Origin of the sequence: Streptomyces sp. NPDC048295 (assembly GCF_040652135.1) — a bacterium.
Taxonomy (GTDB): Bacteria; Actinomycetota; Actinomycetes; order Streptomycetales; family Streptomycetaceae; genus Streptomyces.
This window is the reverse complement of sequence record NZ_JBEZLL010000014.1, coordinates 33,208-59,913: the sequence shown is the minus strand read 5'-3', so window position 1 is coordinate 59,913 and position 26,706 is coordinate 33,208. Positions and strand designations below refer to the sequence as shown.

Here is a 26,706-nt window from a genome sequence, read left to right as displayed (position 1 = left end):
ACTCGTTAAGGTGCGCCGACGGAAGACGATGACGGACGAGGAGGGTGCCGTGGCCGCGCCGAACGACACAGTCGCCGACGACGACGCACTGTACGTGCTGACGGCGGTGCTGCTGACACCGGCACAGTTCCCCAGCGTCCTCGGGGACGACTACCCGGCCGCGTGCGCGGCGCTCGCCGTCGAACCGTACGCCGAGGGATACGGGCTGGTCCTCGGCCAGGACGGCAGCGGTGCGCGGTGGACCGTCGTCGTCGAGGACGTGTCGCTGGTCGCCGTCGCGATCGCGGCGTGGGACTGCGGCATGGAATACGACCTCTCCCCCGACGACCGCTCGGTGGTGTGCGCACTGCCCGGCTGGCCCCTGCCGGTGGCAGTCGCCGCGCCGGGCGTGGCCGCGCCGCACGATCCGTTGCCGGACCCGGAGGCGGAGGGTACTTCTCGGGCGCCGCTGACGCCGCCCGGCACGGATTCGTGGGGACCGGCCCAGCGGCGCATGGGAGCGGACGAGATAGCTCACCAGTGGATCGCCTGGCGTGGGCAGATCGATGATGCGACGGCCTTCACCGCTCCTGCCGGAACGGAGCCGGCCGCCACCGGAGCCGAGCCTGGAGCCGGGTCCGTCGCCGATTCCGGGCCCGGGTCTCAACCTGAGGTACAGGGTGAGACTGAGGTCGAGGCGAATGTCGAGACCGGCCCTGAAGCCGGGGACAGATCCGAAGCCCATACCGATGCCGGAACGCATGCCGAAGCCGATACCGAGGCTCCGGACGCGCCGTCCGGAGTGCACCCCGGTGTGCGGCGGGCGCTGGCTCAGGCTCAGGAATACATCGACGCCCCGCCGCCACCTGGCCGCATCCGGTCCTCCTTCGCCACGGGCGACGCCCGCATGCTGCGCGCCGACGGCCCCGGCTGGTCCTTGGTGGCCCGGACCGACGACATCGCGTTCGTCCTGCTGGACGAGGAGCCGGGCGAGGTGCTACCGGTCGGGCGTGGCACCGAACTGCCCGGGCTGCTGAAGGCGCTGGACGCGCTCGCGGTACGGCCGGCCTGAGCCCGGCTCCGGGGCTCGGCGGACGCGCCTGCGGCCGGGCCCCGATGTCCGGCCGCTCCTGCGGGCCCGCACGCGCCCCGACGCCCGTCACGGGTCTCGGCCGCCGCCCCGCGCGGGGCGGGGACCTCTCTCAGCGGCCTATTTCCTTGCGGGTGATCCTGCGGAGCCTGCGCCGCTGGCCGGGGTCCAGCATGAGATAAGCGATCGCAGGAACGCCGACCAGGACCAGCAGCGACAGCCAGAAACCGATGAACGGCATCAGGATGACCGCTGCGGCCACTCCCCCGATGGCGATCTTCGCGCTGTTCGACATCGTCCGTGCCTCCTTCGCGGCCCGAAGCCGCATCTGCTGTGAGAACGCGCGTGCGTGCCCATCGGTTCCAACGGGCCGATGACTCACCTCAGAGGTTCGCCGACCTCGTGCATGTGCCGCAGTGCCTGCCGGTAGGACTCGGTCAGCCCGGTCTCCGCGTAGGGCATGCCCAGTGCCTTGCAGTGGGCGCGCACCATGGGCTGCGCCAGGCGCAGGTGGGGGCGGGGCATGCTCGGGAAGAGGTGATGCTCGATCTGGTAGTTGAGGCCGCCGAGGAACCAGTCGGTGAGGATGCCGCCGCGTACGTTGCGCGAGGTGAGGACCTGGCGCTGGAGGTGGCCCCAGCGGTCGCCGTCGGGGTCCGGCATCTCCATGCCCTTGTGGTTCGGTGCGAAGGCCATGCCCAGGTGGAGCCCGAACAGCGCGTGGTGGACGAGCGCGAAGACGAGGGCCCTGCCCGGGGACAGGACGGTGAGCAGCAGCGCTGCGTACAGGCCCAGGTGAGCGACCAGGAGGAACGCCGAGAGGGCTCGTTCCCGGGCGGGCTGCTGCCGCAGGTACTGGAAGCCGGAGATCTTCAGCGCGATGCCTTCGAGAAGCAGCATCGGGAAGAAGAGGAGTGCCTGGTTGCGGGTGAGCCAGCGGGCGAAGCCCTCACGCCGGGCCGCCTGCTTCTGGGTCCAGACGAGGGCGCCCACGCCGACGTCCGGGTCCTTGTCGATGTGGTTGGGATTGGCGTGGTGGCGGACGTGCTTGTCGTTCCACCACGCCTCGTTCATGCCGAGCAGCAGGTTGGCGTGCACGAGGCCGATGGCGCGGCCCGTCCTGCGGTCGCCGGTTATCTGGGCGTGTCCGGCGTCGTGCCCGACGAACGCGGTGCGTGACCAGAAGATCGCCAGCGGCAGCGCGAGCAGCAGGGTCCACCAGGAGTTGCCGAGGAGGAACATTCCGGTGATCACGGCGCCCAGGGCGACCATGTTGACGGCGATGCCGACCGCGTACCACCCGGTCCGCCGCTCCAGCAGCCCCTGCCCCTTCACCGCCCGCAGCAAGGGCGCGAAGTCGCTCCCCTGAGCCTGAGCGGTCCCGGTGCCTCCGTCGCCCGCGGCACCTGCCGTTCTTCCCGCTCCGGCACTCCCCGCACCGTCCCGGGCGCTTTCCGCTGCGGTGGCTATGGCCTGGGGCATGACGTCTCCGGTCTCTGGAATGCTGCGCTGACCTGTAGAAACGTAGAGGGATCCGGTACGCGGCAGCCATGGCGCCAACACCCGGGCCGTCCGGGGGGTATACCCCCTCCCCCGATGGGGGTGCTGACTCCACCCAGGAGTGCCGCATGCTCTCCGGTCCGACGAATGTCCGAGCCCCCACCGGACCTGAATGTGGCTCGCGTCACAGACATTCAGCACACGGACGACGGCATCCGTGGGGTACCCTCGGCGACCCGACCCCCAACTAGTCAAATTTGAGGAACTCGGCATCACTGTGCAAAGACTCCCTGCGGCAACGCTCTCCGAGATCTCCGCACTCTCCGCCTGCTCCGTGGTCTTCCTGCCCGGGGATCCCTCCCGTACCGGCCGGATCGCCTTCTGGCACCCGGACGGCAGCAGCCCGCCCGACGGTCCCGGGACCGTGGCGGAGCTGACCGTCGTCGGTGTCGACACACAGACGTACGCCGTACCGGCACAAGTGCTTCCGGTACGGGACGCGCTGCCGGTACTGACGCGCGCACGGGCCTCGGCGCACGCTTCCGACACGGCCGCGTTCTGGGGCGCGGCCGCTCTCCTCGCCCTCCAACTCGCTGCCCGGGGACTGCTGTTGCCGGGGCTCAGCGCCACGGATCACGATGCCTGGCGGGCCAGTCCGCTGACCGCCGAAGACCAGTCGCGGATCCGGACGCTCGCGGCCTCGATGCCGCCCCTGGCCCACGCCGTGCCGCTCGACGGGGCCGCGCAGCCCGTGCTGCTGCCCGAGCCCGAGCGGCTGCTGCGCGCGTTCCTCGACGCGGTGGCAGACAGCCTGCCCCGCACCCCCGCCGCGTCGTTCGCGGGCGGTGGACCGGCCTTCACCGCCGACGAGCCGCAACAGCTGCCCGGACATCGGGCCTGGGCCACCGACGTCGCGGCCGGGCACGACGCGGGCGTCCGGCTGTCGCTCCGGGTGGAGGTGTCCGGGCTCACCGCGCCGGACGAGGACGACGGGCGGTCCGCCGGACCATCGTTCCGGGCCGTCGTGCAGATCCACAGCGTCAGCGATCCGACGCTGGTCGCCGACGCCGCCGATGTCTGGGCGGGCGACGCTCGTACCGCTGCGGCCTTCGGACCTCGTACCCGGATGGACGCCCTGCTGGCGCTCCGGCGGGCCGCCCGGGCCTGGCCGCCTCTGTCCCCGCTACTCTCCGCCGCGGTCCCCGACTCGGTCGAGCCGGCCGACGACGAGCTCGCCGAACTCCTCGGCCCCGCCGGACGGGCACTGGCCGCGACCGGCGTCCAGGTGCACTGGCCCAAGGATCTGGCCCGCAAGCTCACCGCACGCGCCGTGATCGGGCCTCCCGGCGACGCGGAGAGCGACGAACACGACGGGGTGGCACGCACCGGTTCCGAAGCGCCGCCGCTCCTGTCCGCGGACGCGCTGCTGGCATTCGACTGGTGGTTCGCGCTGGGTGATCAGAAACTCAGCCGCGCCGAGCTGGACCGTCTCGCCGAGGCCAACCGGCCGGTGGTGCGGCTGCGCGACCAGTGGGTGCTGATCGACCCCGAAGAAGCCCGGCGAGCCCGCGAGACCCAGGACCGCAAGGTCACGCCGATCGACGCGCTGGGTGCGGTCCTGACCGGTTCCACCGAGGTCGAAGGCCACCGGGTCGAAGTCCGGGCAACCGGCTGGCTGGAGCTGCTGCGCCGCCGGCTGGCCGACCCCGAGGCGGCCGGGCAGCAGGGTGAGCCGCAGCCGGTCGGCCCGCCAGAGGCCCTCGCCGCCACATTGCGCGACTACCAGCTTCGCGGTCTGAACTGGCTGCACACCATGACCTCGCTCGGTCTCGGCGGCTGCCTCGCCGACGACATGGGACTCGGCAAGACCATCACGCTCATCGCTCTGCATCTGCACCGCCAAAGCATCGAAGCGGCCGCCGGTCCGACGCTGGTGGTCTGCCCGACCTCGCTCATGGGGAACTGGCAGCGGGAGATCGAGAAGTTCGCGCCGGGCACGCCGGTACGCCGCTTCCATGGCGGATCGCGCAGCCTGGCCGGCCTGACGAAAGGCGAGTTCGTCCTCACCACGTACGGCACCATGCGGCTCGACACGGCAAGGCTCGCGGAGATCCGCTGGGGCATGGTGGTCGCCGACGAGGCACAGCACGTGAAGAACCCGTACTCGGCGACGGCCAAGCAGTTGCGGACGATCGGCGCCCAGGCCCGGGTGGCTCTCACCGGCACCCCGGTGGAGAACAACCTCTCCGAGCTGTGGGCGATCCTCGACTGGACGACGCCGGGGCTGCTCGGCCGGCTCGGCACCTTCCGTACCCGGTACGCGCGGACCGCGGAGGGCGGTGACCCGGCTGCCGCCGAGCGGCTCGCCGCGCTGGTGCGGCCGTTCCTGCTGCGGCGGCGCAAGTCCGACCCGGGCATCGCACCGGAACTGCCGCCGAAGACCGAGACGGACCGCGCGGTGTCACTGACGGCGGAACAGACGGGTCTGTACGAAGCGGTGGTGCGCGAGACGCTGGCCGCGATCTCCGACGCCGACGGCTTCGCCCGGCGGGGCCTCGTCGTCAAACTGCTGACGGCGCTGAAGCAGATCTGCAACCATCCGGCGCAGTACCTCAAGGAGAAGGAGCCGCGGATCGCCGACCGTTCGGGAAAGGTGGAGTTGCTGGACGAGCTGCTCGACACGATCCTGGCGGAGGAGGCGAGCGTGCTCGTGTTCACCCAGTACGTGCAGATGGCCCGGCTGCTCGAACAGCATCTGGCGGCACGCGGGGTACGCACGCAGTTCCTGCACGGCGGCACGCCCGTCGCCGAGCGCGAGGCGATGGTCAACCGCTTCCAGGCGGGCGAGGCCCCGGTCTTCCTGCTGTCGTTGAAGGCGGCAGGCACCGGCCTCAACCTCACCCGGGCCGGCCATGTCGTGCACTTCGACCGTTGGTGGAACCCGGCGGTCGAGGCACAGGCCACCGACCGCGCGTACCGCATCGGGCAGACCCAGCCGGTGCAGGTGCACCGGCTGATCGCCGAGGGCACCATCGAGGACCGGATCGCCGACATGCTGGCCCGCAAGCAGGGCCTGGCGGACGCGGTGCTCGGCTCCGGCGAGGCGGCGCTGACCGAACTGACCGATGCGGAACTCGCCGATCTGGTGGAGTTGCGAGGGGGCGCACGATGAGAGACGGACACGACGGCGGCGACTACGAGAGCGGCGACAGGGACACGCCTGTCCCGGGTCAGGAACGTACCTTCGGCGCGCTGCCGCCCGCACACGGCCGCGGCTTCGCCGAGTCCTGGTGGGGCCGGGCCTGGCTCAAGGCCCTGGAGGACACCGCGCTGGACGGCCAACAGCTGAAGAAGGGACGCAGGTTCGCCCGCGAGGGCCGGGTCGGAGCGGTCTCCGTCCGGCCGGGCCGGATCACCGCGGTCGTCCGGGACGGGGACTCGTCCACGCACCGCAGCGATGTGCTGCTCCAGGAGCTGAGCGAGGCGGACTGGGAGCGGCTCCTCGGCATGGCCGTCGAACGGGCCGGGCACATCGCGGCGCTGCTGGACCGGGAGATGCCCCCGCACCTGGTGGAGGACGCGGCGGCGGCAGGGGTGGAACTGCTGCCCGGGATCGGTGACCTGGACCCGGAGTGCACCTGCGACGCGTGGGACCACTGCCCGCACACCGCCGCGCTGTGCTACCAGGTGGCGCGGCTGCTGGACCAGGATCCGTTCGTGCTGCTGCTGATGCGGGGGCGCGGTGAGCGGCGGCTCCTGGACGAACTCCAGATACGCATCGCGGCCCGCGCCGAGGGGCACGGCGCCCGCGGCCCGGCCGGCCCCGCCGACGGGTCCGCCACTGCGGCGGCGAGCGCCGACGACGGGGGTGTCCGGGCGGACGAGGCGTTCGCGGCCCGGGACATCCTGCCTCCGTTGCCCGATCCTCCGCCGCTGCCGGCGGAGCCCGGCGCGGCACCGTCGCTGGACACGGAGACCGAGCCGCAGGACGGCGTCGATCCGGCGGCGCTGGAGATGCTGGCGACGGACGGTGCGGCGCGCGCCCACCGGATGCTGGCCGAGGCTCTCGCCCCCGGCCATGAACAGCAGCCGCTACCGGCCGTGCTGACGCCGCAGCAGGATGCCGTGCGGCTGGTCGCGGAGGCCCGGCCCGAGCCCTGGATCACGAAGCGGCTCATCGCCGCTTCGGGACGGCGGCGGGCCGAGCTCGATGTGGCGGTACGGGCGTGGCGGTACGGCGGGGTGGCCGCGCTCGCGGTGCTCGACGAGGAGTGGACACCCGGCCCGGAGGCGCTGGCCGGCGCGCGGGCCCTGCTCGCCGAGGCATGGGAGGAGGGCGAGCGGCCCCGGCTGCGGTCGTCGGGCAACCGCTGGACCGACGTGGACGGTGGCGTGCAGCTCCGGTACGGGCGGGACGGGCGCTGGTGGCCGTACCGCAAGGAGGGCGGACGCTGGGTCCCGGCAGGTCCGGCGGACGACGATCCGGCGGCCGCGCTGGGCGGCTCGGGCGGGCCGGAGGACTGAGGACCCGTCCGTACGGCCTTCGGGCGATCGACGTCGGGCGGCGGCTGCCGGCGCCCCCGCCCGACGTCGCGTCCTGTCCGTGCGTTCAACTGGATGTCACCGTGCGTTGAGGGCGGGAACGGAACCTGACGGCCGTCCGAAGTGTTCGTGCCTCAGGAGGTCCCATGTCCGCGCGTGTCGTCCGTCGTTCCCTTGCCGTCGGGCTGCCGCTCGCCCTGCTCGGCACGGTGTGTGTGGCCGGTACGGCGACCGGCGCACCGGACCGGCACGAGCGTCCCGAGCCCACGGCCCGGGTCACCGGGACGGCCGTGCTGGGTGACATTGCGCTGGCGGGCTTCAGCAACGGGCTGCTGCCGGGGTCGGTCGCGGACGACCGCGGGGTGCGGCTCGGCGGCATCGGCAGCGACATCTACCCCGCGGGCCGCCGAGGCGAGTTCTGGACCGTCACCGACCGCGGCCCCAATGGGCAGATCAAGATCGACGGGAAGAAGCGTCGCACCTTCCCCGTCCCCGGATTCGACCCGGCAATCGTCAAGGTGCGGGTCAGCGGGAAGCACATCAAGGTGCTGAAGGCCATTGCGATCACGACCCGGTCCGGCGCTGCGGTCACCGGTCTGCCGAACCAGCGCGACCACGACGAGGCCCCGTACACCTATGACGCGAGGACACCGCTGGGGTACGACCCGAACGGTCTGGACACCGAGGGCATCGTCCGCGCCTCCGACGGCAGCTTCTGGCTGGTCGACGAGTACGGCCCCTCCCTGGTGCATGTCTCCGCCCGCGGCCGGGTGCTGACCCGGTACGTGCCGCAGGGCCTCGGGCTGGCGGGCGCCGACTATCCGGTGGTGGAGGCGCTGCCCGGCGTGCTGCTGCACCGCAAGATCAACCGCGGCTTCGAGGGTCTGGCCCTCCTTCCGGGCGGCGATCTGGTGCTTGCCGTGCAGAGCCCGCTCTCGCTGCCCGACCAGGACGCGGGAGAGTCCTCGCGCAATGCGCGGCTGCTGCGTTTCTCGACGAAGAAGCGCGCGGTGACCGCGGAGTACGCCTACCGGTTCGACGCGGTGGACGTCGTGGATCCGGGCGAGGACGACACCTCCGAACTGAAGATCTCCTCGGTCGTCGCGATCGGCCGGAACGATCTGCTGGTCGAGGAGCGAACTGACCGCGTGGCCAGGCTGCACCGGGTGTCGCTCCCGCACGGCTCCGGCATCCTGGGCTCCGCCTGGGACGACCCGGCGACGTCTCCCTCGTACGAGGAACTCACCGATCCCTCGGTCTCGGGCGTGCCGGTGCTCCGCAAGAGTCTGGTCGTCGACCTGGGCAAGGTCGCGGGAGTTCCCGGGAAGATCGAAGGAGTGGCGGTGACGGGCCGGGACACGCTCGCGCTGATCAACGACAACGACTTCGGGATGACCGACGGTGCCGAGGCCTTCGACGCGGACGGCCGCCTGGTCGACAGCGGCATCGAGACCTCGGTGACGCAGCTGAAGCTGCCGCGCCCGCTGCGCGGCTGATCCGCGGGCGCCGTCCCGCGTCCCGGTCCTCGGCGGCGAGTATCCACCGAGGACCGGGCCTGGCCGTACATACCTGCGTACTCCCTTCCCCATGGGGTCGAATTCGGTCCCCGCCGTCTTCCGCCACCCGCGCGGCGCCCGTACGGTAGGGCGCGCGAGATGCTCGGCCGCACACCGGACAACACCTTCCGGTCATCGGACACACAGGGAGCCGCGGGATGTCGGGGGATTCCAGCAGCGGACTGTTACGCGACGCCATCGGGCTGCGCGAGGTCCTCTTCCAGAGCATCACGGCGATGGCGCCCGCCGCGGCCGTCGCCGCCTCGATTCCGGCCGGAGCCGCGTTCGCCGGCGGCAGTCTGCCGCTGTCCGTGGTGGTGGCCCTGGTCGCCTGCCTGTTCACCGCGTCGTGCGTCGCCGAGCTGGCCCGTCGGCTGCCGGCCGCCGGTTCCGTCGCCACTTACTCCGCACAGGGACTCCATCCGGCCATCGGGTTCCTCGTCGGCTGGGGCTACGTCTTCGTCGAGGCCCTGGTGCCCGCGCTGCTGCTGCTCCAGCTCGGATTCACGACGGCGGGCACACTGCACCAGGAGTGGTCGTCCTACCCGGCAGGCCTGTGGTGGCCGTGGTCGCTGCTGGGCGCGGCGGTCATCGCACTCGCCGGGTATTTCGGCGTACGGGCCTCCGCCCGGTTCGGCACCGTGCTCGGCATCTTCGAGGTGCTCGTCTTCGTCGTCTTCGCCGTGCTCCTCATCGGGCAGGCCGGCGGGGACAACACCCTTTCGGTGTTCGGCACTTCGCACACCGCCGACGGATACGACGGCATCAGCGGGATCTTCGCCGGCTCGGTCTACACCGTGCTCGCCTTCGCGGGCTTCGAGGCCGCGGCGCCACTCGCGGAGGAGACGAAGAACCCCCGGCGCACCATGCGGCGTGCGGTGCTCGGCGCGGCGCTCTCCATCGGCCTGGTGTACGTCCTGACCACCTATGCGATGTCGGTGTACTTCGGGCCCGACAGGTTCGCCGGATTCGGCGGCTCGGGGGCCGCATCGTGGGAGGGAGTGGCCCGCGCCTCGTTCGGACTGTTCTGGGTGCTGCTCTTTCTCGCCGTGGTCAACTCGACCGTGGCCAACGCCAACGCGTGTGCCAATGTGTCGACCCGTACGGCGTTCGCCCTCGGCCGCATCGGCGTCTTCCCGCAGGCGTTCGCGAGGCTGCACCCACGGCGCCGCTCCCCCGTCACGGGCGTGGCCGTGCAGTTCGTGATCGCGGTCGGCGCGTCGCTCGGGCTGGGATTCGCCTATGACCCGGTGACCGCATTCGTGCTGCTGGCCACCGTGATCGTCACGGTGATCATCGGTGTCTACATCATCGTGAACCTGTCCTGCGCGGGTTACTTCCTGCGCAGGCGCCGCGACGCCTTCAACCCCGTGCTCCATCTCCTGTTCCCGGTGCTGGGGATCGTGGCGTTCGTCCCCGCGCTGCTGACGGCCGCCGGAATCCCGGCCTTCGACTTCGTCTCCGAACTCACGCCTCCCGTCTCGTACGCCGGTCCGGTCGTCGGTGTCTGGATGCTGATCGGGGTCGTTGTGCTGGTGGTGCTGGTGCGCAGACACCCTGAGCGGGTGGCGCAGACCGGACGGATCCATCGTGACGACACCCCGGCACCGGCCGGGAAGACAGAGACAGGAGCAGTCCAGCCATGAACGACCCCCGCATCCTGACCGTCCGCCCCGAGGAGGGCGAGTACGCCTGGACCTTCGGCGGGGCGGCCCCGGTCGCCCGGATCGAGCCGGGGACGTTCCTCGACGTGTACACGGAGGACTGCTTCGCCGGGCGGGTCCGCTCCGAGAAGGACCTGGTCTCCGAGGTCTGCGAATTCCCCTTCCTCAACCCGCAGACCGGCCCCTTCCATGTGGTGGGTGCGGAGCCCGGCGACACCGTCGCGGTGCACTTCGTGTCCATCGAGCCGGCCAGGGACTGGGCCGCCTCGACGACCGTGCCGCTCTTCGGGGCGCTCACCTCCACCCACACCACGGCCTCGCTGCAGGCTCCGCTGCCCGAAGTGGTGTGGATGTGGCAGCTCGACCGGGCCCGCCGCACCTGTCTGTTCAGCGCCCGGGACAGCGACATCCAGGTGGAACTGCCGATGGACCCGATGCACGGCACGGTCGGGGTGGCGCCCGCGAATCTGGAGGTACGGTCCGCGCTGGTGCCCGACGCGCACGGCGGGAACATGGACACGCCCGAGATGCGGGCGGGTGTCACCTGCTATCTGGGCGTCAATGTCGAAGGTGCGCTGCTGAGCCTGGGGGACGGCCATGCCCGCCAGGGCGAGGGCGAGACCTGCGGGGTCGCCGTGGAGTGCGCGATGAACACGGTGGTGCTCGTGGAGCTGCTGAAGGGTGTCCGCACTCCGTGGCCGCGCATCGAGTCCGACACCCATCTGATGTCGACCGGCTCGGCACGACCTCTCGAAGACGCCTTCCGGATCTCCCAGTTGGACCTGGTGCAGTGGCTGGCGCGCGACTACGGCCTGTCCGAACTGGACGCCTACCAGCTGGTCAGCCAGGCCGGTGAGGCTCCGCTGGCCAATGTGTGCGACACCAACTACACCTGCGTGGCGAAGATCCGCAAGCAGTGGCTGCCCTCTGGCGACCCCCATCGCGGGCTCCACCGCCATCTGCGGGAGACTGCCACACTGCTGTCCAGCCACTGACCCGTACGAACCTCAACCCCTCTCCCCCCACAGGAGTGTTCATGCATCGCAGAAGGATTCTCCAGGGCGCCGCCGCGACGGCGGCCGCCGCACTGCTCCCGGCCTCCACCCGTGCCGTGGCCGCCACGACCGCGGGCGACACGGACTATCCGCTCGCCCACTGGACGCCCGCCTCCACCTCCAACTACACGGTATCGAGCCGCCCTTCGGCCTATCCGGTTCAGTACGTGATCATCCATGTCACCCAGGAGACGTATCCGAACACGATCGGGATCTTCCAGAATCCGGCGAAGCAGGTCTCGGCGCACTATGTGGTGCGCTCGGCGGACGGCTATGTCGCCCAGTGCGTCCGGGAGCAGAACATCGCCTGGCACGCGGGCAACTGGGACTACAACACGCGCAGCATCGGCATCGAGCACGAGGGCTGGGTGGATCAGCCCTCGTACTTCACCAACGCCATGTACGAGAAGTCGGCGCTGCTGACCGCTTCGGTCTGCGACCGCTACAACATCCCGAAGGACCGCTCGCACATCCTGGCCCATGCCCAGGTGCCCGGGACCGACCACACCGATCCCGGCCCGCAGTGGGACTGGGTGCGATACATCCGCCTCGTCAATCTGTACTCGGCGGCCTGACAGGCCTTCGCCGCCCGGGGCGATCCGCCCTGTGCGCCGCGGTTGTCGCAGCGGCCGGCTGCGACGACCATGGGGTGTTCACGACGCCCCTGGACGGGAGGGTGAGTTGAAGGACCCCTGGGTGGCGCTGGCAGCCGATACGGACCCTGGTGAACGGATCGGCCAACTGCGGCACGCACACGAGGTGTTCACCACGGCGGGTCGGCTGGAGCGGCCGGTCCGGCCGGTCGTCGGCGAGTCGTGGCGGCGCTCGGCGCGGGCCAGGGTCAGCCCGGACGGTGCGGCCCTGGTCGAGCTGGGTCCTGACGACCTCGGACCGTACCGGGAAGGGCACCCCCTGGCCCCCGTCATGCCGGTGATCCGTGAGCTGATGGGCGCCTATGCGACGGACGGGGAGCATCTGCTCGCGGTGTGCGACGCGCACGGCAGACTGCTGTGGGTCGAGGGCCCCGCGGTGACGCTGCGGGCCGCCGGCCGGATGAACTTCGTGGAGGGCGCCCGCTGGGCCGAGTCGGCGGCCGGGACGAACGCGCCGGGGACGGCCATCGCCGTGGACCGCCCCGTGCAGGTCTTCGCCGCCGAGCACTTCCTGCGGCCGGTCCAGCAATGGACCTGCGCGGCCGCGCCGCTGCACGACCCGCACACGGGACGGGTCCTGGGCGCCGTGGACATCACCGGCGGGGACCGGCTCGCGCATCCGCACAGCCTGGCGTTCGTGCAGGCGGTGGCCCGCGCCGCCGAGACGCAGCTCGCGCTGCTCGCCCCCGCGCCGGCCGTCGGCACGGTGCGGCTCAGCGCGCTCGGCCGGGACGAGGCGCTCCTGGTGGCGGGGGGCCGCAGGATCCGGCTCAGCAGGCGGCACAGCGAGATCCTGGCGACGCTGGCCCGCCATCCCGAAGGCCTCGGCGGCGAGGAACTCCTCGTCGAACTGTACGAGGACGAGTCGGTGACCCCGGTGACCCTGCGGGCAGAACTCTCCAGGCTGCGGCGGCTGCTCGGCCCGGAGCTCCTGCTCTCCCGCCCCTACCGCCTCGCCGCTCCGGTCGACGCGGACTTCGACACGGTGGCGCGCAGACTGGCGTCGGGCGCCGTCGCCGCGGCACTGGGTGCCTACGCGGGGCCGCTGCTGCCGGCCTCGCAGGCGCCGTCCGTCATCCGTCTGCGGCGCCGGCTCGAGGAACAGTTGCGCGCGGCACTGATCGCGCGCGGTGACCCGGGGCTGCTGGCCGACTGGGCCTACAGCCCCTGGGGCGAGGAAGACCTCCGGGTCTGGCGGGCACTCGCCGCGGCCGTTCCCGCCGGGCAGCGCCCGGCCCTCCTCGCCAGGGCCCGGACCCTCGACGCCGAGCAGGGACAGCCCCTGTCCCTTGCAACGGGGTTGCAACGTATCGCTGCCTACACTCGCGCCGAGGGCCGTCCAATGGCGGGCGGCACCGGATCCGGGAGGCCACAGAGATGACCCGTTACGCCGCGCCGGGTGCCGAGGGCGCCATCGTCTCGTACGAGTCCCGCTACGACCACTGGATCGGCGGCGCGTACGTGCCGCCCGTCCGCGGTCAGTACTTCGAGAACCCCAGCCCCGTCAACGGCCGCCCCTTCACCGAGATCGCCCGCGGTACGTCCGAGGACGTCGAGCTCGCCCTGGATGCGGCACATGCCGCGGCGCCCGGCTGGGGAGCCACGTCGGCAGGTGACCGTGCGGGTCTCCTCAACAGGATCGCCGACCGGATGGAGGCGCATCTGGAGGAGCTCGCGGTCGCCGAGAGCTGGGACAACGGCAAGCCTGTACGGGAGACCCTGGCCGCCGACATTCCGCTGGCCATCGACCATTTCCGCTACTTCGCCGGTGCGCTGCGCGCCCAGGAGGGCTCACTCAGCGAGATCGACGACGACACGGTCGCGTACCACTTCCATGAGCCGCTCGGCGTCGTCGCGCAGATCATCCCGTGGAACTTCCCGATCCTGATGGCGACATGGAAGCTGGCCCCGGCACTCGCGGCCGGCAACGCGGTGGTCCTCAAGCCGGCCGAGCAGACCCCGGCCTCCATCCATGTGTGGCTGAAACTGGTGGCCGACCTGCTGCCGCCGGGCGTCGTCAATATCGTGAACGGCTTCGGAGCGGAGGCCGGCAAGCCTCTCGCCTCCAGTCCGCGCGTCGCGAAGATCGCCTTCACCGGTGAGACGACGACGGGGCGGCTGATCATGCAGTACGCCTCCGAGAACATCAAGCCGGTGACGCTGGAGCTCGGCGGCAAGTCGCCCAACATCTTCTTCGACGACGTGTGGGACGCGGACGACGACTTCCGCGACAAGGCGCTCGAAGGGTTCACCATGTTCGCCCTCAACCAGGGCGAGGTCTGTACCTGTCCGTCGCGTGCGCTGATCCAGCGCGGGCTGTACGGCGAGTTCCTGGAAGCGGGCGTCGCCCGCACCGAACGGATCGTGCCCGGACACCCGCTGGACACGGACACGATGATCGGCGCACAGGCCTCCAACGACCAGCTGCAGAAGATCCTCTCGTACCTGGACATCGGCCAGCAGGAGGGCGCGAAGATCCTCACGGGCGGTCAGCGGATCGAGTACGACGGGGAGCTGGCCGGCGGCTACTACGTCCAGCCCACCGTCTTCGAGGGCGACAACCGGATGCGGGTCTTCCAGGAGGAGATCTTCGGCCCGGTCGTGGCGGTCACATCCTTCTCCGACTTCGACGACGCGATCAGGACCGCGAACGACACCCTGTACGGTCTCGGGGCCGGGGTGTGGACGCGCGACATCAACACCGCGTACCGGGCCGGCCGCGCCATCCAGGCGGGCCGGGTCTGGACGAACTGCTACCACGCGTACCCGGCACACGCGGCCTTCGGCGGGTACAAGCAGTCCGGGATCGGCCGCGAGAACCACAAGATGATGCTGGAGCACTACCAGCAGACGAAGAATCTTCTGGTGTCGTACTCGCCGAAGAAGCTGGGCTTCTTCTAGGCGCAGAAAAAGGGCGCCTGACCAGGCAAGATGCCCGTCAGGCGCCCTTCGCAGCGCACGACTAATACTCCAGTCGGATTTCGTGTCCTGAGCTGCTGGTTGTCGTTGTTCGGGTATGAATGTGATGCCTGAAGTCGATTGCTGGAAGGCCGAGTTGGAGTCGGCCTTCGCTCGGGTGGCGGGCCGGTTCGGGCGGGCGGATCTGCGGTGGCGGATGCGTGACTACGTGCGGGGTCTGCTGGCTCCGGTCGGACGGAAGAACGGCTGGCAGCTGGCCGAATGGGCTGGCCACCGTGATCCGGCGGGCCTGCAACACCTGCTGAACGGTGCCCGCTGGGACGCCGATGCCGTTCGCGACGACGTGCGGGACTACGCCGCCGAGCGGCTCGGTCCGGGCGGGGTGCTGATCATCGATTTGCCAGATCGGCGTGTTCGCCGCCTACGCCACCAGCTCGGGCCGGGCTCTGGTGGACCGGGAGCTCTACCTGCCGAAATCCTGGACCTGCGACCGTGATCGGTGCCGGGCAGCGAAAATCCCTGATGAACGCGGCTTTGCCACCAAGGGGGAGCTGGCCTGGGACATCGTGCGCCGCTGCCTGGCCGCAGGCCTGCCGGCCGCCTGGGTGACCGCGGACGAGGCTTACGGGCAGGACTGGAACTTCCGACGCCTGCTCGAGCAACTCGGCATCGGCTACGTGGTTGCGGTGCCCAAGTCCCAGCAGGTCAAGTCCCTGGCCGGCTGCTGGCGCATCGACCAGCTCATTGACGAAGCCCCCGCCGATGCCTGGCAGCAGCTGTCCTGCGGCAACGGAGCGAAGGGCCCACGCGTCTATGACTGGGCCGCGGCGAAACTGCCCGCCAACATCATCTTCGACCCGGATCCGCCAACCCATCATCGCTGGGTGCCGGCCCGCCGCAGTCTGTCCGATCCCACCGAGATCGCCTACTACCTCGCCCACGCACCCGTCGGCATCGAGATCGACGAACTCGCCCGGATCGCCGGCAGTCGGTGGGCGGTCGAGGAATGCTTCCAGGCCGCAAAGAACGAGTGCGGCCTGGGCGAGTACGAGGTCCGCCGCTATCCGGGCTGGTACCGGCACATCACCCTGGCCATGCTCGCCCATGCCTTCCTCACCGCCCTGGCCGCCCAAGCCGCCCACCGGGAAACCGCAGAAACGAACCGACCAGCCTCGTCTCCCTCACCGTGGCGGAAATCCGACGGCTCCTGGACGCTCCCCTGCCCCACCCCAGACCCGAACTCAACCAGCGTCAGCATGCCCTGAGATGGTCCCACTGGCGCAGACGCCACCAAGCCATCGCCCAACGATGCCACCACATGAAAAGAGCCAGCTCAGGACACGAATTCTGACTGGAGTACTAACGAGTTGGTGCGTGATAGCGGGTGAGGCGTCGCTGCTGACTGGTGGCATGATCCGGGTGTGGCGATCGCGGTCAAGCGGTCGGTTCTCTCGCGTCGAGTGTTCACGGGGATCTCTCGGCGTCATCTCGCCTGCCTGGTAGCGGAGTTGGCCGAACCATGGCTGGCCGGTGTCGAAGGCCGCCGTCACGCGGCACGTGGCGGATCCCGGCGGCGGGCAGCTGGTGCGGGCGCCCGGCATCAACTGGTGTTCATCGACCGGTTGACGGCGACCCTCATTCATCTGCGGCACGATCTGCCGCACGCTGTCCTCGGACTGCTCTACGGTGTGGACCGCTCCACCATCACCCGCGCGATCGGGGAGATACGCACCCTCCTTGCCGAGCGGGGGTGCGCGGTTCCCGACCGCCCTGGCCTGCGTCTTCGGACACTGACTGATGTCTTCGCCCATGCCCAGGCCGAGGGCGTCGAGCTGCGTCTGGACGCCACCGAGATCCAGGTCCGCCGGCCGCCTGCCGGCCGCGGCGGACGACGAGCGTTCGTCTCCGGCAAGAAGAGAATGAACACGATGAAGGCCACCGTCATCACCGACCAACAGGGCCGCACCTTATGGACCGATGCTCTGCGGCCTGGTCGGATGCATGATGCGACCGCCGCGCGCAACGAAGGCATCGGTACCTGCTTCCAGCACTTTCGCGATGTCGAGGTTCTCCTGGACGACGGCTGTCTCGGGCTCCGCCGCGATCACCCCGGCCGGGCCGTCACTCCTCCGAGGAAGGGCAACAAGATCAGCCCGCCCGAGGTCCTTGAAGCCCGTCAGCGAGCCCGCCACCGGCACTCCTCGAAACGCATCAGCGTCGAGCACGCCCTCGCCGACCACAAACGCTGGAAACAACTGATCCGCTGGACTCACCGACGTGAGACGCTGCCCGCCACCTACCAGGCCATCGCCGGCCTCGTCTCCGACCGAGCTACTGCAGCCTGAAATCGGCCGCGACCAGGAGAAACACGCCTCACCCGCTATCACGCACCAACTCGTAAGACGCGTAGTGACGGGTGAACGTGAGATCAGGCGGCGACCCGGCTCAGCAGCCGCTCCCGCAGCACTGCCGATGAGACGTGCATCGTGTACGGGAAGTAGACGACCGTGACGCCGCGCGCTGTGAATTCCTGCTCGTACGCACGTCAGCTGGGCGAACCGTGCCAGTCGTCACCGACGAACGTCACACCGAAACGGTGTTCCTCCCAGGCCGCGAGCCGGTCCATCCGTTCTTGTGGGACGACCTCATCGACGCAGCGCAGAGCGCGCAGCATCGCCATCCGGTCCGCCAGCGGGAACATCGGCGTCCTGTGCTTGCGCTGCAGGGACAGCTCGTCCGTCGTCACACCGACAACGAGCCGGTCGCACATCCTGCGGGCCTGCTCCAGCAGCCGCAGGTGGCCGACGTGGAGCATGCCGAACACCCCCGCCGTGTAACCGACCAGAAGCCCAGGAGTCTGCAACTCAGACACTGGGGATCAGCCACAGCTCCTGCAGCACCAGCGTGCCATTGGGAATCCTCAGCTCCTCGAAGAAGAGCCGGCCGCCCCAGCGAAAGTGCAGCCACAGCTCCCGCTGCACCTGCCGGTCCAGAACCGCCGTGTCCATGGGGATCCCCGCCTTTCGTCTCTTTCGTCCAGGAAGTGAGCCCGCGTGCTGGCTCATCGGGAAGACCCTTCGGAGAGCACGGGCGTGAGATCCGCCAGGACGAATTCAGCAGGCCGGACAGCGCGCCCGCGGCGTGCGCGGTAGCTGAGCCAGAGCACGAGCATGGTCGCGCTCACCGCCAGATTGAACGCGTACAGAGCCCACGCCGGGCCGACCGGGAGGCTCGCGACGTAGACCCCGTAGAGCAGATTCCCCGTGTTGCTGAGGACGAGGTTGCCGCCGCTATACGACGAAAGGTCGCGCGTGCGCACGGCTTTCGCGACCATGGGCAGCGTGGACGCGATGAACACGATCGTCGAGAGCGTCCCGGCGATGACGTCTATGCCGTCGAGCACGATGGATTCCTTCCAGGGCTGGGATCTGAGCCGCCGCCACGTCCGGCGGCCTGTGCCCTGTAGACGCTGGGACCGGCGAATCCGTGAGATCGGAAGATCACTCCGCCTCGTCCGTGGTGCCGCCCGCAGGCACAACAGCCCTCTGTCAGAGCGCAAGGCCCACGACAATGCGAGCCTGCACCACATGGGCACCGACCCGGTTTGGGGCGAACGCAGGTGTGAAAGTGCTCGTTTATGGGACATATGCGCGTGATTCCGGCCCAAAATCGAACACGCGATCGCTGATTTGGGGCGCTTTGCAGGCCCTCCCCTCCCCCCTGCACGCCGAATGCCCGGCACAAGTTCAGTGCCGGACATTCGGTTGCTGAGCGTTGATCTGCACGCGTGTGCGACGGGATCAGTCGAGGATCGACAGGGCTCGGTCCAGCACCCTTGCGAACGAGTCTTCGTCGTTCTCCAGCCACACCTGCTGCGCAACCATCAGGCATCCGAACGCGGCGGCTGTCAGCACGCGTGGCGCGGGATCGTTGGCTGCAAAGGGTCGGCCGGAATCCACGGCACGCTCTCGAAGAATCGAGACAACGGACTTCTGCACCTGATGCTGACGCTCCAGGTACCCCGCGAGAAGGACAGGTGTCTCGAAGATCAGTCGCTGCAAGGGTGCGGTCACGGAGTCCCTCCCCTGCGAATCGATGTGCGGCACGAGGAAGGCGAGCATCGCGCGCAGTGACTCCCACGTCGACTCGTCGGCTGGTCGCACCCGCAGCCCGGCCAGCATCGCGTTGGCGAGTGCATCGAACTTCCCGAGGACGAGATCCTCCTTGGTCTCGAAGTAGCGGAACACGCTCCGCTTCGACATGCCGACGGCGGCCGCGACGTCGTCGATCGTCGTCTCGTCGTACCCCTGCTCCACGAAGAGGGAACCGGCGGACTCTGCGATCTCCCACTGCACGGCGTTGCGCGTCCGCTCTCGAAGGCCAGGGCTGCGATCAGTCATGCGTCCAGGGTAGCCGTTGCGCATGTTTGGCGGTAGCTGTTAACTTTGGCATTCAGTGACAGGTTAGACAGGAGATGACGACATGCAGAGAGTCGCGCTCGTGACCGGGGCCTCCTCCGGCATCGGAGCAGCAGCCGCCCGGCGGTTGAAGGATGCGGGCTTCGTGGTCTACGCCGCCGCACGCCGCGTGGAGCAGATGTCGTCACTCAAGGACGCGGGCATCGAGGTGCTGTGCCTCGACGTGACCGACGAGACGTCAGTCTCGACCGCGGTGAAGACGATTGTCGATCGGTCCGCTCGCCTCGACGTCCTCGTCAACAACGCCGGCTACGGGTCCTACGGCGTGATCGAGACCACGCCGCTCGGGGAGGGCCGCAACCAGTTCGAGGTCAACCTGTTCGGTCTGGCCCGGCTCACGCAGCTCGTCCTGCCGGTGATGCGCGAACAGGGCGGCGGCACCGTCATCAATGTGAGCTCGATGGGCGGCAAGCTCGTCGCGCCGTTGGGCGGCTGGTATCACGCGAGCAAGTACGGGGTCGAGGCGTTCAGCGACGCTCTGCGCATGGAGACGGCACCGTTCGGGATCCGTGTCGTGATCGTCGAGCCGGGGTCGATCCGCACCCAGTGGGGCACGATCGCCGCGGAGCACGTGCGGGGTTCCACTCGCTCTACTCCGTACGAGGACATGGCCGAGCAGGTGGCCAAGAACCTGGCCACCAGTGCCGAGCCGACCACACGGACCGCGTCCGATCCGGATGTCGTTGGCCGGGCGATCGCACGCATCGCGCAGACGAGACGTCCGCGCACTCGCTATCGCGTCGGGCTCGGTGCCACACCCATGGTGTTTCTGCGCTGGCTGCTCCCCGACCGGGCATTCGACTCCCTGGTTCGCCGCGCCTTCGGGGTACACCGGCTGACCGCACCACCGCGACCGGCGTGACCACAAGACATCCCGACCGAGAGGACCACCCATGACCAGCGAGCACTGGAACCCAGAGAACCTGCCGACCCAGGAAGGCAAGACCTTCGTCGTGACCGGCGGCAACGCCGGAATCGGCTACTTCATCAGCGAGCAGCTCGCAGGAGCCGGGGCACGGATCGTCCTCGCCTCACGCTCCGAGCAGAAGGCCGAGACCGCCGCAGCATCGATCCGCAGGCACGCGCCGGGAGCGGCCGTCGAGTTCGTGCGCCTGGACCTCACGTCCCTGACGTCGATCCGGGAAGCCGCCGACGCGATCCGACGGCACGGCCCGATCGACGGGCTCATCAACAACGCGGGCATCACCACCGGCGGACGCGAGCGGAAAGTCACCAAGGACGGGCTGGAACTCGTCGTCGGCTCGAACGCGTTCGGCCCGTTCGCACTGACCGCGCTCACCCTGCCAGCCCTCGCACCGAACGGCCGGATCATCAGCCAGACCAGCCAGGCCACCCAGGTGGTCAAACTCGATCCCGCGAACCTGCAAAGCGAACACGGAAAGTTCAACTTTTTCCGCGCCTACGGGTACTCCAAACACGCCGTGCTCGCATTCGCATTCGAGCTGCAGCGACGGCTGACCGCGGCGGACAGCAGGGTGGAGTCGCTTCTCGCGCACCCGGGAATCGCGATCGACCTGAAGTCACCTCGCCGACCCGGCATCATCGACAGGGGCCGCCCGTCCGACTACCTCACGGCTCTCTACGCCCAAGGCAAGGAACGTGGAGCGTGGCCCGCGGTCCGCGCCGCAACCGACCCGAATACCAAGGGCGGTGAGTACTACGGCCCGCGACGCCGTGTCGCCGGCCGAGCGGTCCGGGTCGAGGCCACGGCCGCCAGCGCGAGCGAGGAGTTCGGGCAGGAGTTCTGGCGTCAAGCGGAGAAGGCCACCGGGATCACGTTCGACTTCCGAGCCTGACGGTTCAAACATGCCCGTCGACTCGGCAGAAACCGCGCATGCCGACCTCCCGGCTGCGCCAGCCCGGCGACAGGCCCTTCACTGAACTTCCGACCCAGATCCCGACCGTCGACGGCAAGCTCCGGCTGTCAGTCAATGCGTTCCTCGTCGTCCACGGCGACGAGCACACCAGGATGTCTACATTGCTGGAGCCCACCTCGACTCCCCCGGCGTTCGTTCAAGTGGTCGGGGACGACAGCGGGTACCGCTTCATCGAAATCTGAAGCCCCGGCAACCGACGCCCCGGATACTGCCGAACGCCCGTCGACCGCTCCTGCTGGCGCGCCGGAGTTCTCCGACAGTCCCTCGCCCGCGGCCGGTCCGCGGGAAGTACCCGCCTCCCGCCCCGCTCCGGCACGGCGCCGCCTGTACGGGAAGATCGCACAGCGGGTCGTCCCATACGACCTGCAGCCCGTCGTCCTGCGGGACGAGCCCGTCGAGCTTAGTGGTCGACGCTCGAAGTCCTTCGGGGGTTGATCATGTTGCCAGGGCGGCGGAGGATTCTTGTTTGTGATCGGCGGTGTGCCGGTCGAGCCTGGCCAGTAGATCGTCCAGGTCGGCGGTGGTGAACTTCCACTGGAACGGCTTTGCTGTGGCGTTGTAGCGGTCTTCGAATGCTCGGAGCCGGTCCCTGACCTGGGTGAGGTCGGTGAAGTCGTTGGGGGAAGGCGACCTTGCGCTGGACGATCGAGAAGAAAATCTCGATTTGGTTCGTCCATGAGGCGTGTACGGGGGTGTGAACCATGACTGCGTTCGGAAACCTGAGGGTCAGGCGGTCGATGGCCTTCTTCCCCCGGTGGGAGGAGCCGTTGTCGACGATCCAGAAGACGCGTCTGGCGCTGGCGTAGGGCTCTTGCGTCATGACCTGGGTGACCAGGTTCATGAACGGAACGATGCCGGTGGTGGGTTCACAGCGGCCGAAGACGCAGGCTCGGTGGACGTCGTAGGCCGCCAGGCAGGCTAGGGCGCTGCCGCGCTTGTACTCGTGGTTGACGCGCATCGCCCGGGCCTGTCCGGGTGCCAGGGTCGGGTGGCAGCGGCAGCGGGCCTGGATGGAGGTCTTCTCGTCCGCGGAGATCACATACTCGTCGTCGTCAGGCGGCTTGCCCTGCCAGGTGCGGGCGTACAGGTCCATCACGCGGGCGGCCTTGGCACGGAAGTCCGGGTCGCGGATGAAGATCCAGGGCCGGTACTGCCAGGGCTTGAGCGCATCGTCGGCCAGCCAGCGGCGCACGGTGGAGACGGAGACCGACCCGACGATGATCCGGGCGGCCACCTCGCGGGCCAGTTCCGGACATGACCAGCGCGACAACGGCGTGCCGGTCTCGGCCGGCAGCTGGCAGGCCAGGGCTTTGACCTCGGCGATCTGCAGAGCGGTGAACGACGGCGGGCGGCCGGACCGTTTACGGTCGGACAGTTCCGGCAGGCCGCCCCCGGCGAACCGGCCCCGCCAGGTACGGACCGTGTCCAGGTTCCGGTCGCCGGCCACTGCGCGTTGCCCCTGGGGCTGCGGGCGTGGAGCTGCACGTTCTCGGGCTGTGCCAGGTGGAAACGCCACGTCACCGTCAACTGGGAGAACTCCTCGATTCGCTGCAGGGTTTCGAGGGGGTATGCCCCGTTGAGCCGGATCACCGACTGGACCCCGCCCTGGTAGTCGTCCTGGACGATGGTGTGGCCGCCGACGACCGTTGCGATCGATTCGACCTCGTACGTCGTCACCGGTGCTGGTTCCTCTCCTCGGGCGATGCTGCTCTGCGGGTTGCCGTGGGGCGCCGTGCGCGCGCGTCGCGATCATGGCCCGGAGCAGGCCGCGTGCCCGGCGGTCCAACTCGGTGACATGTCGGCCTCCACGTTGCCGGACGGGCGAGAGGTCGCTCTGGATGCGTACCCGTGGGTGACGTAGACGGCGACGAGGCGCTTGCCTCGCCGCTCCACCCAGTCGAGCAGATCCGCCACTTGATCGGTGGTCATGAGGGGGTCGACCAGGACAGCGTCCCGCTCTCCCTGGATGAGGGTGGCCGATGTGGGGGACCACATCCTGCGGTCCAGTTCCGGAGGGGTGTCCGCGACCGTGGACTCCAACTCGGCGGAGACGTAAACCTCGTAGGTGAGCGGTGTCTTCGGCATGACCGGTCCGTTCTCTGTAGTGCTCAAGTGGCAGGCAGGCACGGCGGAGCGCTGCGCCCGGGCGCGCGCTCGGAAAGACGTCCGCCGTCACCGGGCCCTGCTGGGGCGGTGACGGCGGCGAGGCACTGCGGGTTTCACTCTGCGGCAGGCTTCATTCCCCGGACTGGTGGAACAGGTCGTCGTCGACCTGGCCCTTCAGCTGTCGCCCCATCTCGGCGGAGAAGGCGAGCACCCCGGACAGAGGTCGGTGCTGGACGACCGCCTTGGCGATCTCCCCGTTCTCGTTGCGCACGAGGATGGTCGAGCCCAGCAGCTGGGTTCCGCCGAAGGCCGCCGCCTCCCACTCGACGTACGAGCGGTCGCGGTTGTGGGCCTCGTGCGTGAAGACCAGCGACTCGTAGATCCGGCTCGCCGCTCCCATGATCAGCGCGACAATCTCGCGCCCCTTGACCGGTCGGTTCAGTGTCGGCGCCTCCAGGACGACGTCCTGGGCGAAGGCGCCGGCGAACGCGTCCTCCTCGCGGGCGGCAAAGGCCTGCGTCCACGCGCCGCCCTCCACCCAGGGTGCCGTGTTGCCGCCTGGCTGCGCTGTCCGATCACTCATGTCCGGCCTCCTGACTGCTCCGTCGCCCGGCCTCGCACGAGGCTCCACTGGGGCGAGTACCAAGCAAAGGTCACATGCATCTTAAGTACAGTCGACTATAGGTCATCAACTGACCATGCGCGACATAGGCAACATGTGTATGGTTGCTTCAGATCGCAACCTTCCCTGCATCCTGGATGGAGGAACAGCCCCATGGCTTCCCACCTGAGATACGACGTCCTGGTCACCCCCGGAGCGGAACGCGCCGGAAAGGTCCTGCCGAACGGCGACCCGATCACCTCCTCGCCCGTCTCCACCGTCCTGGTGCACGGCGAGGAGGAGGCGGTTCTGGTCGACCCGCCCTTCCTGGACTCCCAGATCGAGCAGGTGCGCGCCTGGATTGCCTCCTCCGGCAAGCGAGTGCGGTACGTCTTCGCCACCCACGGTCACGGTGACCACTGGTTCGGCACCGACTCCCTTCTCCGCGACTTCCCCAACGCCCGGGTCTACGCCACGCCGGGGACGATCGAGGTCATGCACCAGCAGGCCACCGAGGGACGCGCGGCGATGTGGGATGTCGACTTCCCCGGCCAGGTTCCGCCCTCTCCCGTCGTCGCCGAGCCGGTGCCCGCCGAGGGCTTCCGACTGGAAGGGGAGCTGCTGCAGTCCATCGAAGTCGGCCACACGGACACCGACCAGACCTCGGTACTGCACGTGCCCTCACTCGGCCTGGTCGTCGCCGGCGACTGCGTCTACAACGGCGTCCACCAGTACTTCCTCGAGGGCGGGAACGGCGGGCTGGAGGCCTGGCTGGGCGCACTCGACGTGATCGAGGGGCTCAAGCCGCGCTTCGTGGTCGCCGGCCACAAGAACGCGGCCCTGCCCGACGACCCGGCGACGATCGCGAGCACCCGCGAGTACCTCCTCGACGTGATCCGCCTGCTGGAGGAGAAGCCGAAGGCAAGCGAGTTCTACGAGGAGTTGCTGCGGCTCCACCCCGACCGCCTCAATCCGGGGCCGGTCTGGTACGGCGCCGTCGGCCTGCTGGGCGCCTGAGCAGAAGCCGAGAGAACAGATACCGAGAAGGTCGAGAAGGTCGAGAAGTACCGAGAAAGTAGTGGATGGCACGATGGATATCGACTCGAGCACCCTGAACGCAAAAGAGGCGTACAAGCTGCTGATCGGCAGCATCATCCCACGGCCCATCGCATGGATCAGCACCCAGTCGACGGACGGGGTCGGGAACCTGGCCCCCGTCTCGTTCTTCACCGCCGTGGGACGCAAGCCCCCGAAGGTCTCGCTGTCCATCCAGCCCAAATCGGACGGACTGACGCTCAAGGACAGCTTCCTGAACATCCGTGACACCGGTGAGTTCGTCACGAACCTCGCGACTCTTCCGCAGATCGTGCCGATGCACCGCAGCGCCATCGAGTTCGAGCCCGACGTGGACGAGTTCGACGCGGTGGGCGTGGAGAAGGAGCCGTCGACCCTGGTCGCCCCGCCCCGCATCAAGGGCGCGCCGGTCGCCCTGGAGTGCAAGGTGGACAAGATCTTCGCCGCACCGGACGGACTGCACCACGTGGTGTGGGGCGAGGTCGTGAACTTCCACGTGCGCGACGACATCTACATCAACGGGCGGATCGACTTCGGTGCCCTCGCGCCGGTGGGCCGTCTGGCGGCCGAGTACACCGTGGTCGACAACGCGTTCGTTCCCCCGCTTACCGACGACGTCATGGCCGAGATGGCCGGACGCCGGATGCGGCGGATCGACCGCAACGGCGAGGACTACTCGGCCGTGGACAATCCGAACTGGTCCGCCTCCGGGGCCGTCGCAGAGTGAGCCCACCGTGCCGGTCCCGCGGAGGGGCGGGGCCGGCACGGTGTTCCCGTCCAGGCCAGGTCGACACAGCTCTCGGGAAGACCCTCTAGGATCAGTTGTTCCATCGGGAGGCGAGCGGTCACCACCGCCCACCTCCGACACAGGAAGGCGATGCATTCCATGGGCGCCACATGGCAGGCGACAGGGCGATACAGCATCGCGTCGGCTCCCGGCACGCTGGGCCTCATCCATGACCTGCTCAACACAGTCCCAGCCGGGCGGCCTCGGACCGCGGACCTGCTGGCGGACACCGGGACTGCTCAGAAGTGGGTGGACTCGGCGTTGGCAGCCTGGGCGGACACTGCACATCAACCGGTCCCGAGGATCCGGCTCGACGAGGAGGATCTCGTCCGCCTCCGTGACCTACGGAGAGCGCTGCGCGACTCCGTGACGCCGCCGGAGGACGGCGAGCCCGTGCCGCACGACGGGGACCCGACGCCGCAGGAGCCGGTCGGAACCCCCGTGGTGGAGTCCGCGCATGCCTCGCTGGGGCTCGACGCCGCTGGCGCCGTGCATCTCGCGCCACGCGGCGGCGGCGCTGGGTTTCTCATCGCCACACTGCTGTTGACGTTGTGGCAGGCACAGAACAGCGGCGACCGACAGCGACTCAAGCTGTGTCGCAACCCCCGGTGCGCGGTCGCCTTCTACGACCGTTCCCGCAACAACAGCGGCGTCTGGCATGACGTTCGTACGTGCGGCAATGCCGCGAACCTGCGCGCCCACCGCGCGCGCCAACGGGACACTGCGGCGTCGCAGCCCTGATCAGCCCGTCCGCTTGCGCCGTCCCGTTGCCGCAGCATTAAAGGCAGCGGGACGGCGGCAGAG

General features: G+C 69.4%; 24 protein-coding genes and 3 pseudogenes. 17 read left to right on the top strand and 10 right to left on the bottom strand.

What is annotated here, in order from left to right:
• Positions 1-28 precede the first annotated feature (28 nt).
• Entirely contained in the window at positions 29-1,051 is a 1,023-nt protein-coding gene (locus tag AB0D53_RS21480; protein ID WP_362448909.1) for a hypothetical protein, read from the top strand.
• A 130-nt stretch (positions 1,052-1,181) separates the two neighbouring features.
• Here AB0D53_RS21480 and AB0D53_RS21475 read toward each other — a convergent pair whose 3' ends face one another.
• Both AB0D53_RS21475 and AB0D53_RS21470 read right to left on the bottom strand, forming a co-directional pair.
• Positions 1,182-1,364, bottom strand: a complete 183-nt coding sequence (locus tag AB0D53_RS21475; RefSeq protein WP_329815867.1) for a hypothetical protein — start codon at positions 1,362-1,364, stop codon at positions 1,182-1,184.
• A gap of 83 nt (positions 1,365-1,447) precedes the next feature.
• Complete coding sequence (locus AB0D53_RS21470) at positions 1,448-2,551, bottom strand: acyl-CoA desaturase (protein ID WP_362448907.1); 1,104 nt, start codon at positions 2,549-2,551, stop codon at positions 1,448-1,450.
• Between the two features lie 295 nt (positions 2,552-2,846).
• Between AB0D53_RS21470 and AB0D53_RS21465 the strand changes: the two genes are divergently transcribed.
• The 10 genes and pseudogenes from AB0D53_RS21465 to AB0D53_RS21420 all read left to right on the top strand — a co-directional run bounded on the left by AB0D53_RS21465 (position 2,847) and on the right by AB0D53_RS21420 (position 17,303).
• Entirely contained in the window at positions 2,847-5,741 is a 2,895-nt protein-coding gene (locus AB0D53_RS21465; protein ID WP_362448905.1) for a DEAD/DEAH box helicase, read from the top strand.
• On the top strand, positions 5,738-7,093 hold the full coding sequence (locus AB0D53_RS21460; RefSeq protein ID WP_362448903.1) for an SWF or SNF family helicase: 1,356 nt from the start codon (positions 5,738-5,740) through the stop codon (positions 7,091-7,093). The genes AB0D53_RS21465 and AB0D53_RS21460 overlap by 4 nt, the downstream gene beginning before the upstream one ends.
• A gap of 164 nt (positions 7,094-7,257) precedes the next feature.
• Positions 7,258-8,607, top strand: coding sequence for an esterase-like activity of phytase family protein (locus AB0D53_RS21455; protein WP_362448901.1), 1,350 nt, complete (start codon positions 7,258-7,260; stop codon positions 8,605-8,607).
• 218 nt (positions 8,608-8,825) lie between these two features.
• Complete coding sequence (locus AB0D53_RS21450; protein ID WP_362448899.1) at positions 8,826-10,313, top strand: APC family permease; 1,488 nt, start codon at positions 8,826-8,828, stop codon at positions 10,311-10,313.
• Positions 10,310-11,326, top strand: coding sequence for an acetamidase/formamidase family protein (locus AB0D53_RS21445; RefSeq protein WP_362448897.1), 1,017 nt, complete (start codon positions 10,310-10,312; stop codon positions 11,324-11,326). Before AB0D53_RS21450 ends, AB0D53_RS21445 begins: the two co-directional genes overlap by 4 nt.
• A gap of 41 nt (positions 11,327-11,367) precedes the next feature.
• Positions 11,368-11,961, top strand: a complete 594-nt coding sequence (locus tag AB0D53_RS21440; RefSeq protein ID WP_362448895.1) for a peptidoglycan recognition family protein — start codon at positions 11,368-11,370, stop codon at positions 11,959-11,961.
• A gap of 106 nt (positions 11,962-12,067) precedes the next feature.
• Positions 12,068-13,420, top strand: a complete 1,353-nt coding sequence (locus tag AB0D53_RS21435) for a GAF domain-containing protein (protein WP_362448893.1) — start codon at positions 12,068-12,070, stop codon at positions 13,418-13,420.
• Positions 13,417-14,940, top strand: a complete 1,524-nt coding sequence (locus AB0D53_RS21430; RefSeq protein WP_362448891.1) for an aldehyde dehydrogenase family protein — start codon at positions 13,417-13,419, stop codon at positions 14,938-14,940. The genes AB0D53_RS21435 and AB0D53_RS21430 overlap by 4 nt, the downstream gene beginning before the upstream one ends.
• Positions 14,941-15,064: 124 nt before the next feature.
• A pseudogene (locus tag AB0D53_RS21425) lies at positions 15,065-16,223 on the top strand (IS701 family transposase).
• 156 nt (positions 16,224-16,379) lie between these two features.
• Positions 16,380-17,303, top strand: coding sequence for a transposase family protein (locus AB0D53_RS21420; RefSeq protein ID WP_362448889.1), 924 nt, complete (start codon positions 16,380-16,382; stop codon positions 17,301-17,303).
• Between the two features lie 200 nt (positions 17,304-17,503).
• Here AB0D53_RS21420 and AB0D53_RS21415 read toward each other — a convergent pair whose 3' ends face one another.
• From AB0D53_RS21415 to AB0D53_RS21400, 4 genes are all read right to left on the bottom strand, one after another.
• Positions 17,504-17,821 carry an adenylyltransferase/cytidyltransferase family protein gene (locus AB0D53_RS21415; protein WP_362448887.1) on the bottom strand — a complete coding sequence of 106 codons (318 nt, stop codon included), beginning with the start codon at positions 17,819-17,821 and terminating at the stop codon, positions 17,504-17,506.
• A 1-nt stretch (position 17,822) separates the two neighbouring features.
• Entirely contained in the window at positions 17,823-17,966 is a 144-nt protein-coding gene (locus AB0D53_RS21410; protein WP_362448885.1) for a hypothetical protein, read from the bottom strand.
• A gap of 53 nt (positions 17,967-18,019) precedes the next feature.
• On the bottom strand, positions 18,020-18,361 hold the full coding sequence (locus tag AB0D53_RS21405; RefSeq protein WP_362448883.1) for a hypothetical protein: 342 nt from the start codon (positions 18,359-18,361) through the stop codon (positions 18,020-18,022).
• A gap of 397 nt (positions 18,362-18,758) precedes the next feature.
• Entirely contained in the window at positions 18,759-19,313 is a 555-nt protein-coding gene (locus AB0D53_RS21400) for a TetR/AcrR family transcriptional regulator (protein ID WP_362448881.1), read from the bottom strand.
• Between the two features lie 127 nt (positions 19,314-19,440).
• On the opposite strand from AB0D53_RS21400, the gene AB0D53_RS21395 reads away from it, so the two are divergent.
• Genes AB0D53_RS21395 through AB0D53_RS21385 form a run of 3 tightly spaced genes read left to right on the top strand, consistent with a single transcriptional unit; the run spans position 19,441 to position 21,516 of the window.
• Positions 19,441-20,298: an oxidoreductase gene (locus tag AB0D53_RS21395; RefSeq protein WP_362448879.1), complete on the top strand. Its 858-nt coding sequence runs from the start codon at positions 19,441-19,443 to the stop codon at positions 20,296-20,298.
• Positions 20,299-20,329: 31 nt separating this feature from the next.
• Positions 20,330-21,253: an SDR family NAD(P)-dependent oxidoreductase gene (locus tag AB0D53_RS21390; RefSeq protein ID WP_362448877.1), complete on the top strand. Its 924-nt coding sequence runs from the start codon at positions 20,330-20,332 to the stop codon at positions 21,251-21,253.
• A gap of 38 nt (positions 21,254-21,291) precedes the next feature.
• Positions 21,292-21,516 (top strand): hypothetical protein, encoded by a 225-nt coding sequence (locus AB0D53_RS21385; protein ID WP_362448875.1) that lies wholly within the window; start codon positions 21,292-21,294, stop codon positions 21,514-21,516.
• A 218-nt stretch (positions 21,517-21,734) separates the two neighbouring features.
• On the opposite strand, the gene AB0D53_RS21380 is transcribed toward AB0D53_RS21385, so the two are convergent.
• The 4 genes and pseudogenes from AB0D53_RS21380 to AB0D53_RS21365 form a co-directional block, all read right to left on the bottom strand.
• A complete protein-coding gene (locus tag AB0D53_RS21380) occupies positions 21,735-22,781 on the bottom strand; it encodes an IS630 family transposase (RefSeq protein ID WP_362449178.1) in 1,047 nt (348 codons plus the stop codon).
• Positions 22,760-23,011, bottom strand: a pseudogene (locus AB0D53_RS21375) (S-adenosylmethionine-dependent methyltransferase); the annotation flags it as partial. The pseudogene AB0D53_RS21375 and the gene AB0D53_RS21380, both read right to left, overlap by 22 nt.
• A gap of 228 nt (positions 23,012-23,239) precedes the next feature.
• Positions 23,240-23,329, bottom strand: a pseudogene (locus AB0D53_RS21370) (MBL fold metallo-hydrolase); the annotation flags it as partial.
• A gap of 241 nt (positions 23,330-23,570) precedes the next feature.
• Positions 23,571-24,023 (bottom strand): nuclear transport factor 2 family protein, encoded by a 453-nt coding sequence (locus AB0D53_RS21365; RefSeq protein WP_362448873.1) that lies wholly within the window; start codon positions 24,021-24,023, stop codon positions 23,571-23,573.
• Positions 24,024-24,215: 192 nt separating this feature from the next.
• On the opposite strand from AB0D53_RS21365, the gene AB0D53_RS21360 reads away from it, so the two are divergent.
• From AB0D53_RS21360 to AB0D53_RS21350, 3 genes are all read left to right on the top strand, one after another.
• Positions 24,216-25,058 (top strand): MBL fold metallo-hydrolase, encoded by an 843-nt coding sequence (locus AB0D53_RS21360; RefSeq protein ID WP_362448871.1) that lies wholly within the window; start codon positions 24,216-24,218, stop codon positions 25,056-25,058.
• 73 nt (positions 25,059-25,131) lie between these two features.
• On the top strand, positions 25,132-25,842 hold the full coding sequence (locus tag AB0D53_RS21355; RefSeq protein WP_362448869.1) for a flavin reductase family protein: 711 nt from the start codon (positions 25,132-25,134) through the stop codon (positions 25,840-25,842).
• A gap of 159 nt (positions 25,843-26,001) precedes the next feature.
• On the top strand, positions 26,002-26,643 hold the full coding sequence (locus tag AB0D53_RS21350; protein WP_362448867.1) for a CGNR zinc finger domain-containing protein: 642 nt from the start codon (positions 26,002-26,004) through the stop codon (positions 26,641-26,643).
• The last annotated feature ends 63 nt before the right edge of the window (positions 26,644-26,706 follow it).

Excerpts from the sequence above, each read along its gene's own strand:
- AB0D53_RS21410 (WP_362448885.1), bottom strand. The coding sequence starts at position 17,966 with ATGGACACGGCGGTTCTGGACCGGCAGGTGCAGCGGGAGCTGTGGCTG.
- AB0D53_RS21470 (WP_362448907.1), bottom strand. The coding sequence starts at position 2,551 with ATGCCCCAGGCCATAGCCACCGCAGCGGAAAGCGCCCGGGACGGTGCG.
- AB0D53_RS21390 (WP_362448877.1), top strand. The coding sequence starts at position 20,330 with ATGACCAGCGAGCACTGGAACCCAGAGAACCTGCCGACCCAGGAAGGC.
- AB0D53_RS21440 (WP_362448895.1), top strand. The coding sequence starts at position 11,368 with ATGCATCGCAGAAGGATTCTCCAGGGCGCCGCCGCGACGGCGGCCGCC.
- AB0D53_RS21460 (WP_362448903.1), top strand. The coding sequence starts at position 5,738 with ATGAGAGACGGACACGACGGCGGCGACTACGAGAGCGGCGACAGGGAC.
- AB0D53_RS21395 (WP_362448879.1), top strand. The coding sequence starts at position 19,441 with ATGCAGAGAGTCGCGCTCGTGACCGGGGCCTCCTCCGGCATCGGAGCA.
- AB0D53_RS21445 (WP_362448897.1), top strand. The coding sequence starts at position 10,310 with ATGAACGACCCCCGCATCCTGACCGTCCGCCCCGAGGAGGGCGAGTAC.
- AB0D53_RS21385 (WP_362448875.1), top strand. The coding sequence starts at position 21,292 with ATGCCGACCTCCCGGCTGCGCCAGCCCGGCGACAGGCCCTTCACTGAA.
- AB0D53_RS21360 (WP_362448871.1), top strand. The coding sequence starts at position 24,216 with ATGGCTTCCCACCTGAGATACGACGTCCTGGTCACCCCCGGAGCGGAA.
- AB0D53_RS21350 (WP_362448867.1), top strand. The coding sequence starts at position 26,002 with ATGGGCGCCACATGGCAGGCGACAGGGCGATACAGCATCGCGTCGGCT.
- AB0D53_RS21455 (WP_362448901.1), top strand. The coding sequence starts at position 7,258 with ATGTCCGCGCGTGTCGTCCGTCGTTCCCTTGCCGTCGGGCTGCCGCTC.
- AB0D53_RS21480 (WP_362448909.1), top strand. The coding sequence starts at position 29 with ATGACGGACGAGGAGGGTGCCGTGGCCGCGCCGAACGACACAGTCGCC.
- AB0D53_RS21365 (WP_362448873.1), bottom strand. The coding sequence starts at position 24,023 with ATGAGTGATCGGACAGCGCAGCCAGGCGGCAACACGGCACCCTGGGTG.
- AB0D53_RS21355 (WP_362448869.1), top strand. The coding sequence starts at position 25,132 with ATGGATATCGACTCGAGCACCCTGAACGCAAAAGAGGCGTACAAGCTG.
- AB0D53_RS21430 (WP_362448891.1), top strand. The coding sequence starts at position 13,417 with ATGACCCGTTACGCCGCGCCGGGTGCCGAGGGCGCCATCGTCTCGTAC.
- AB0D53_RS21475 (WP_329815867.1), bottom strand. The coding sequence starts at position 1,364 with ATGTCGAACAGCGCGAAGATCGCCATCGGGGGAGTGGCCGCAGCGGTC.
- AB0D53_RS21450 (WP_362448899.1), top strand. The coding sequence starts at position 8,826 with ATGTCGGGGGATTCCAGCAGCGGACTGTTACGCGACGCCATCGGGCTG.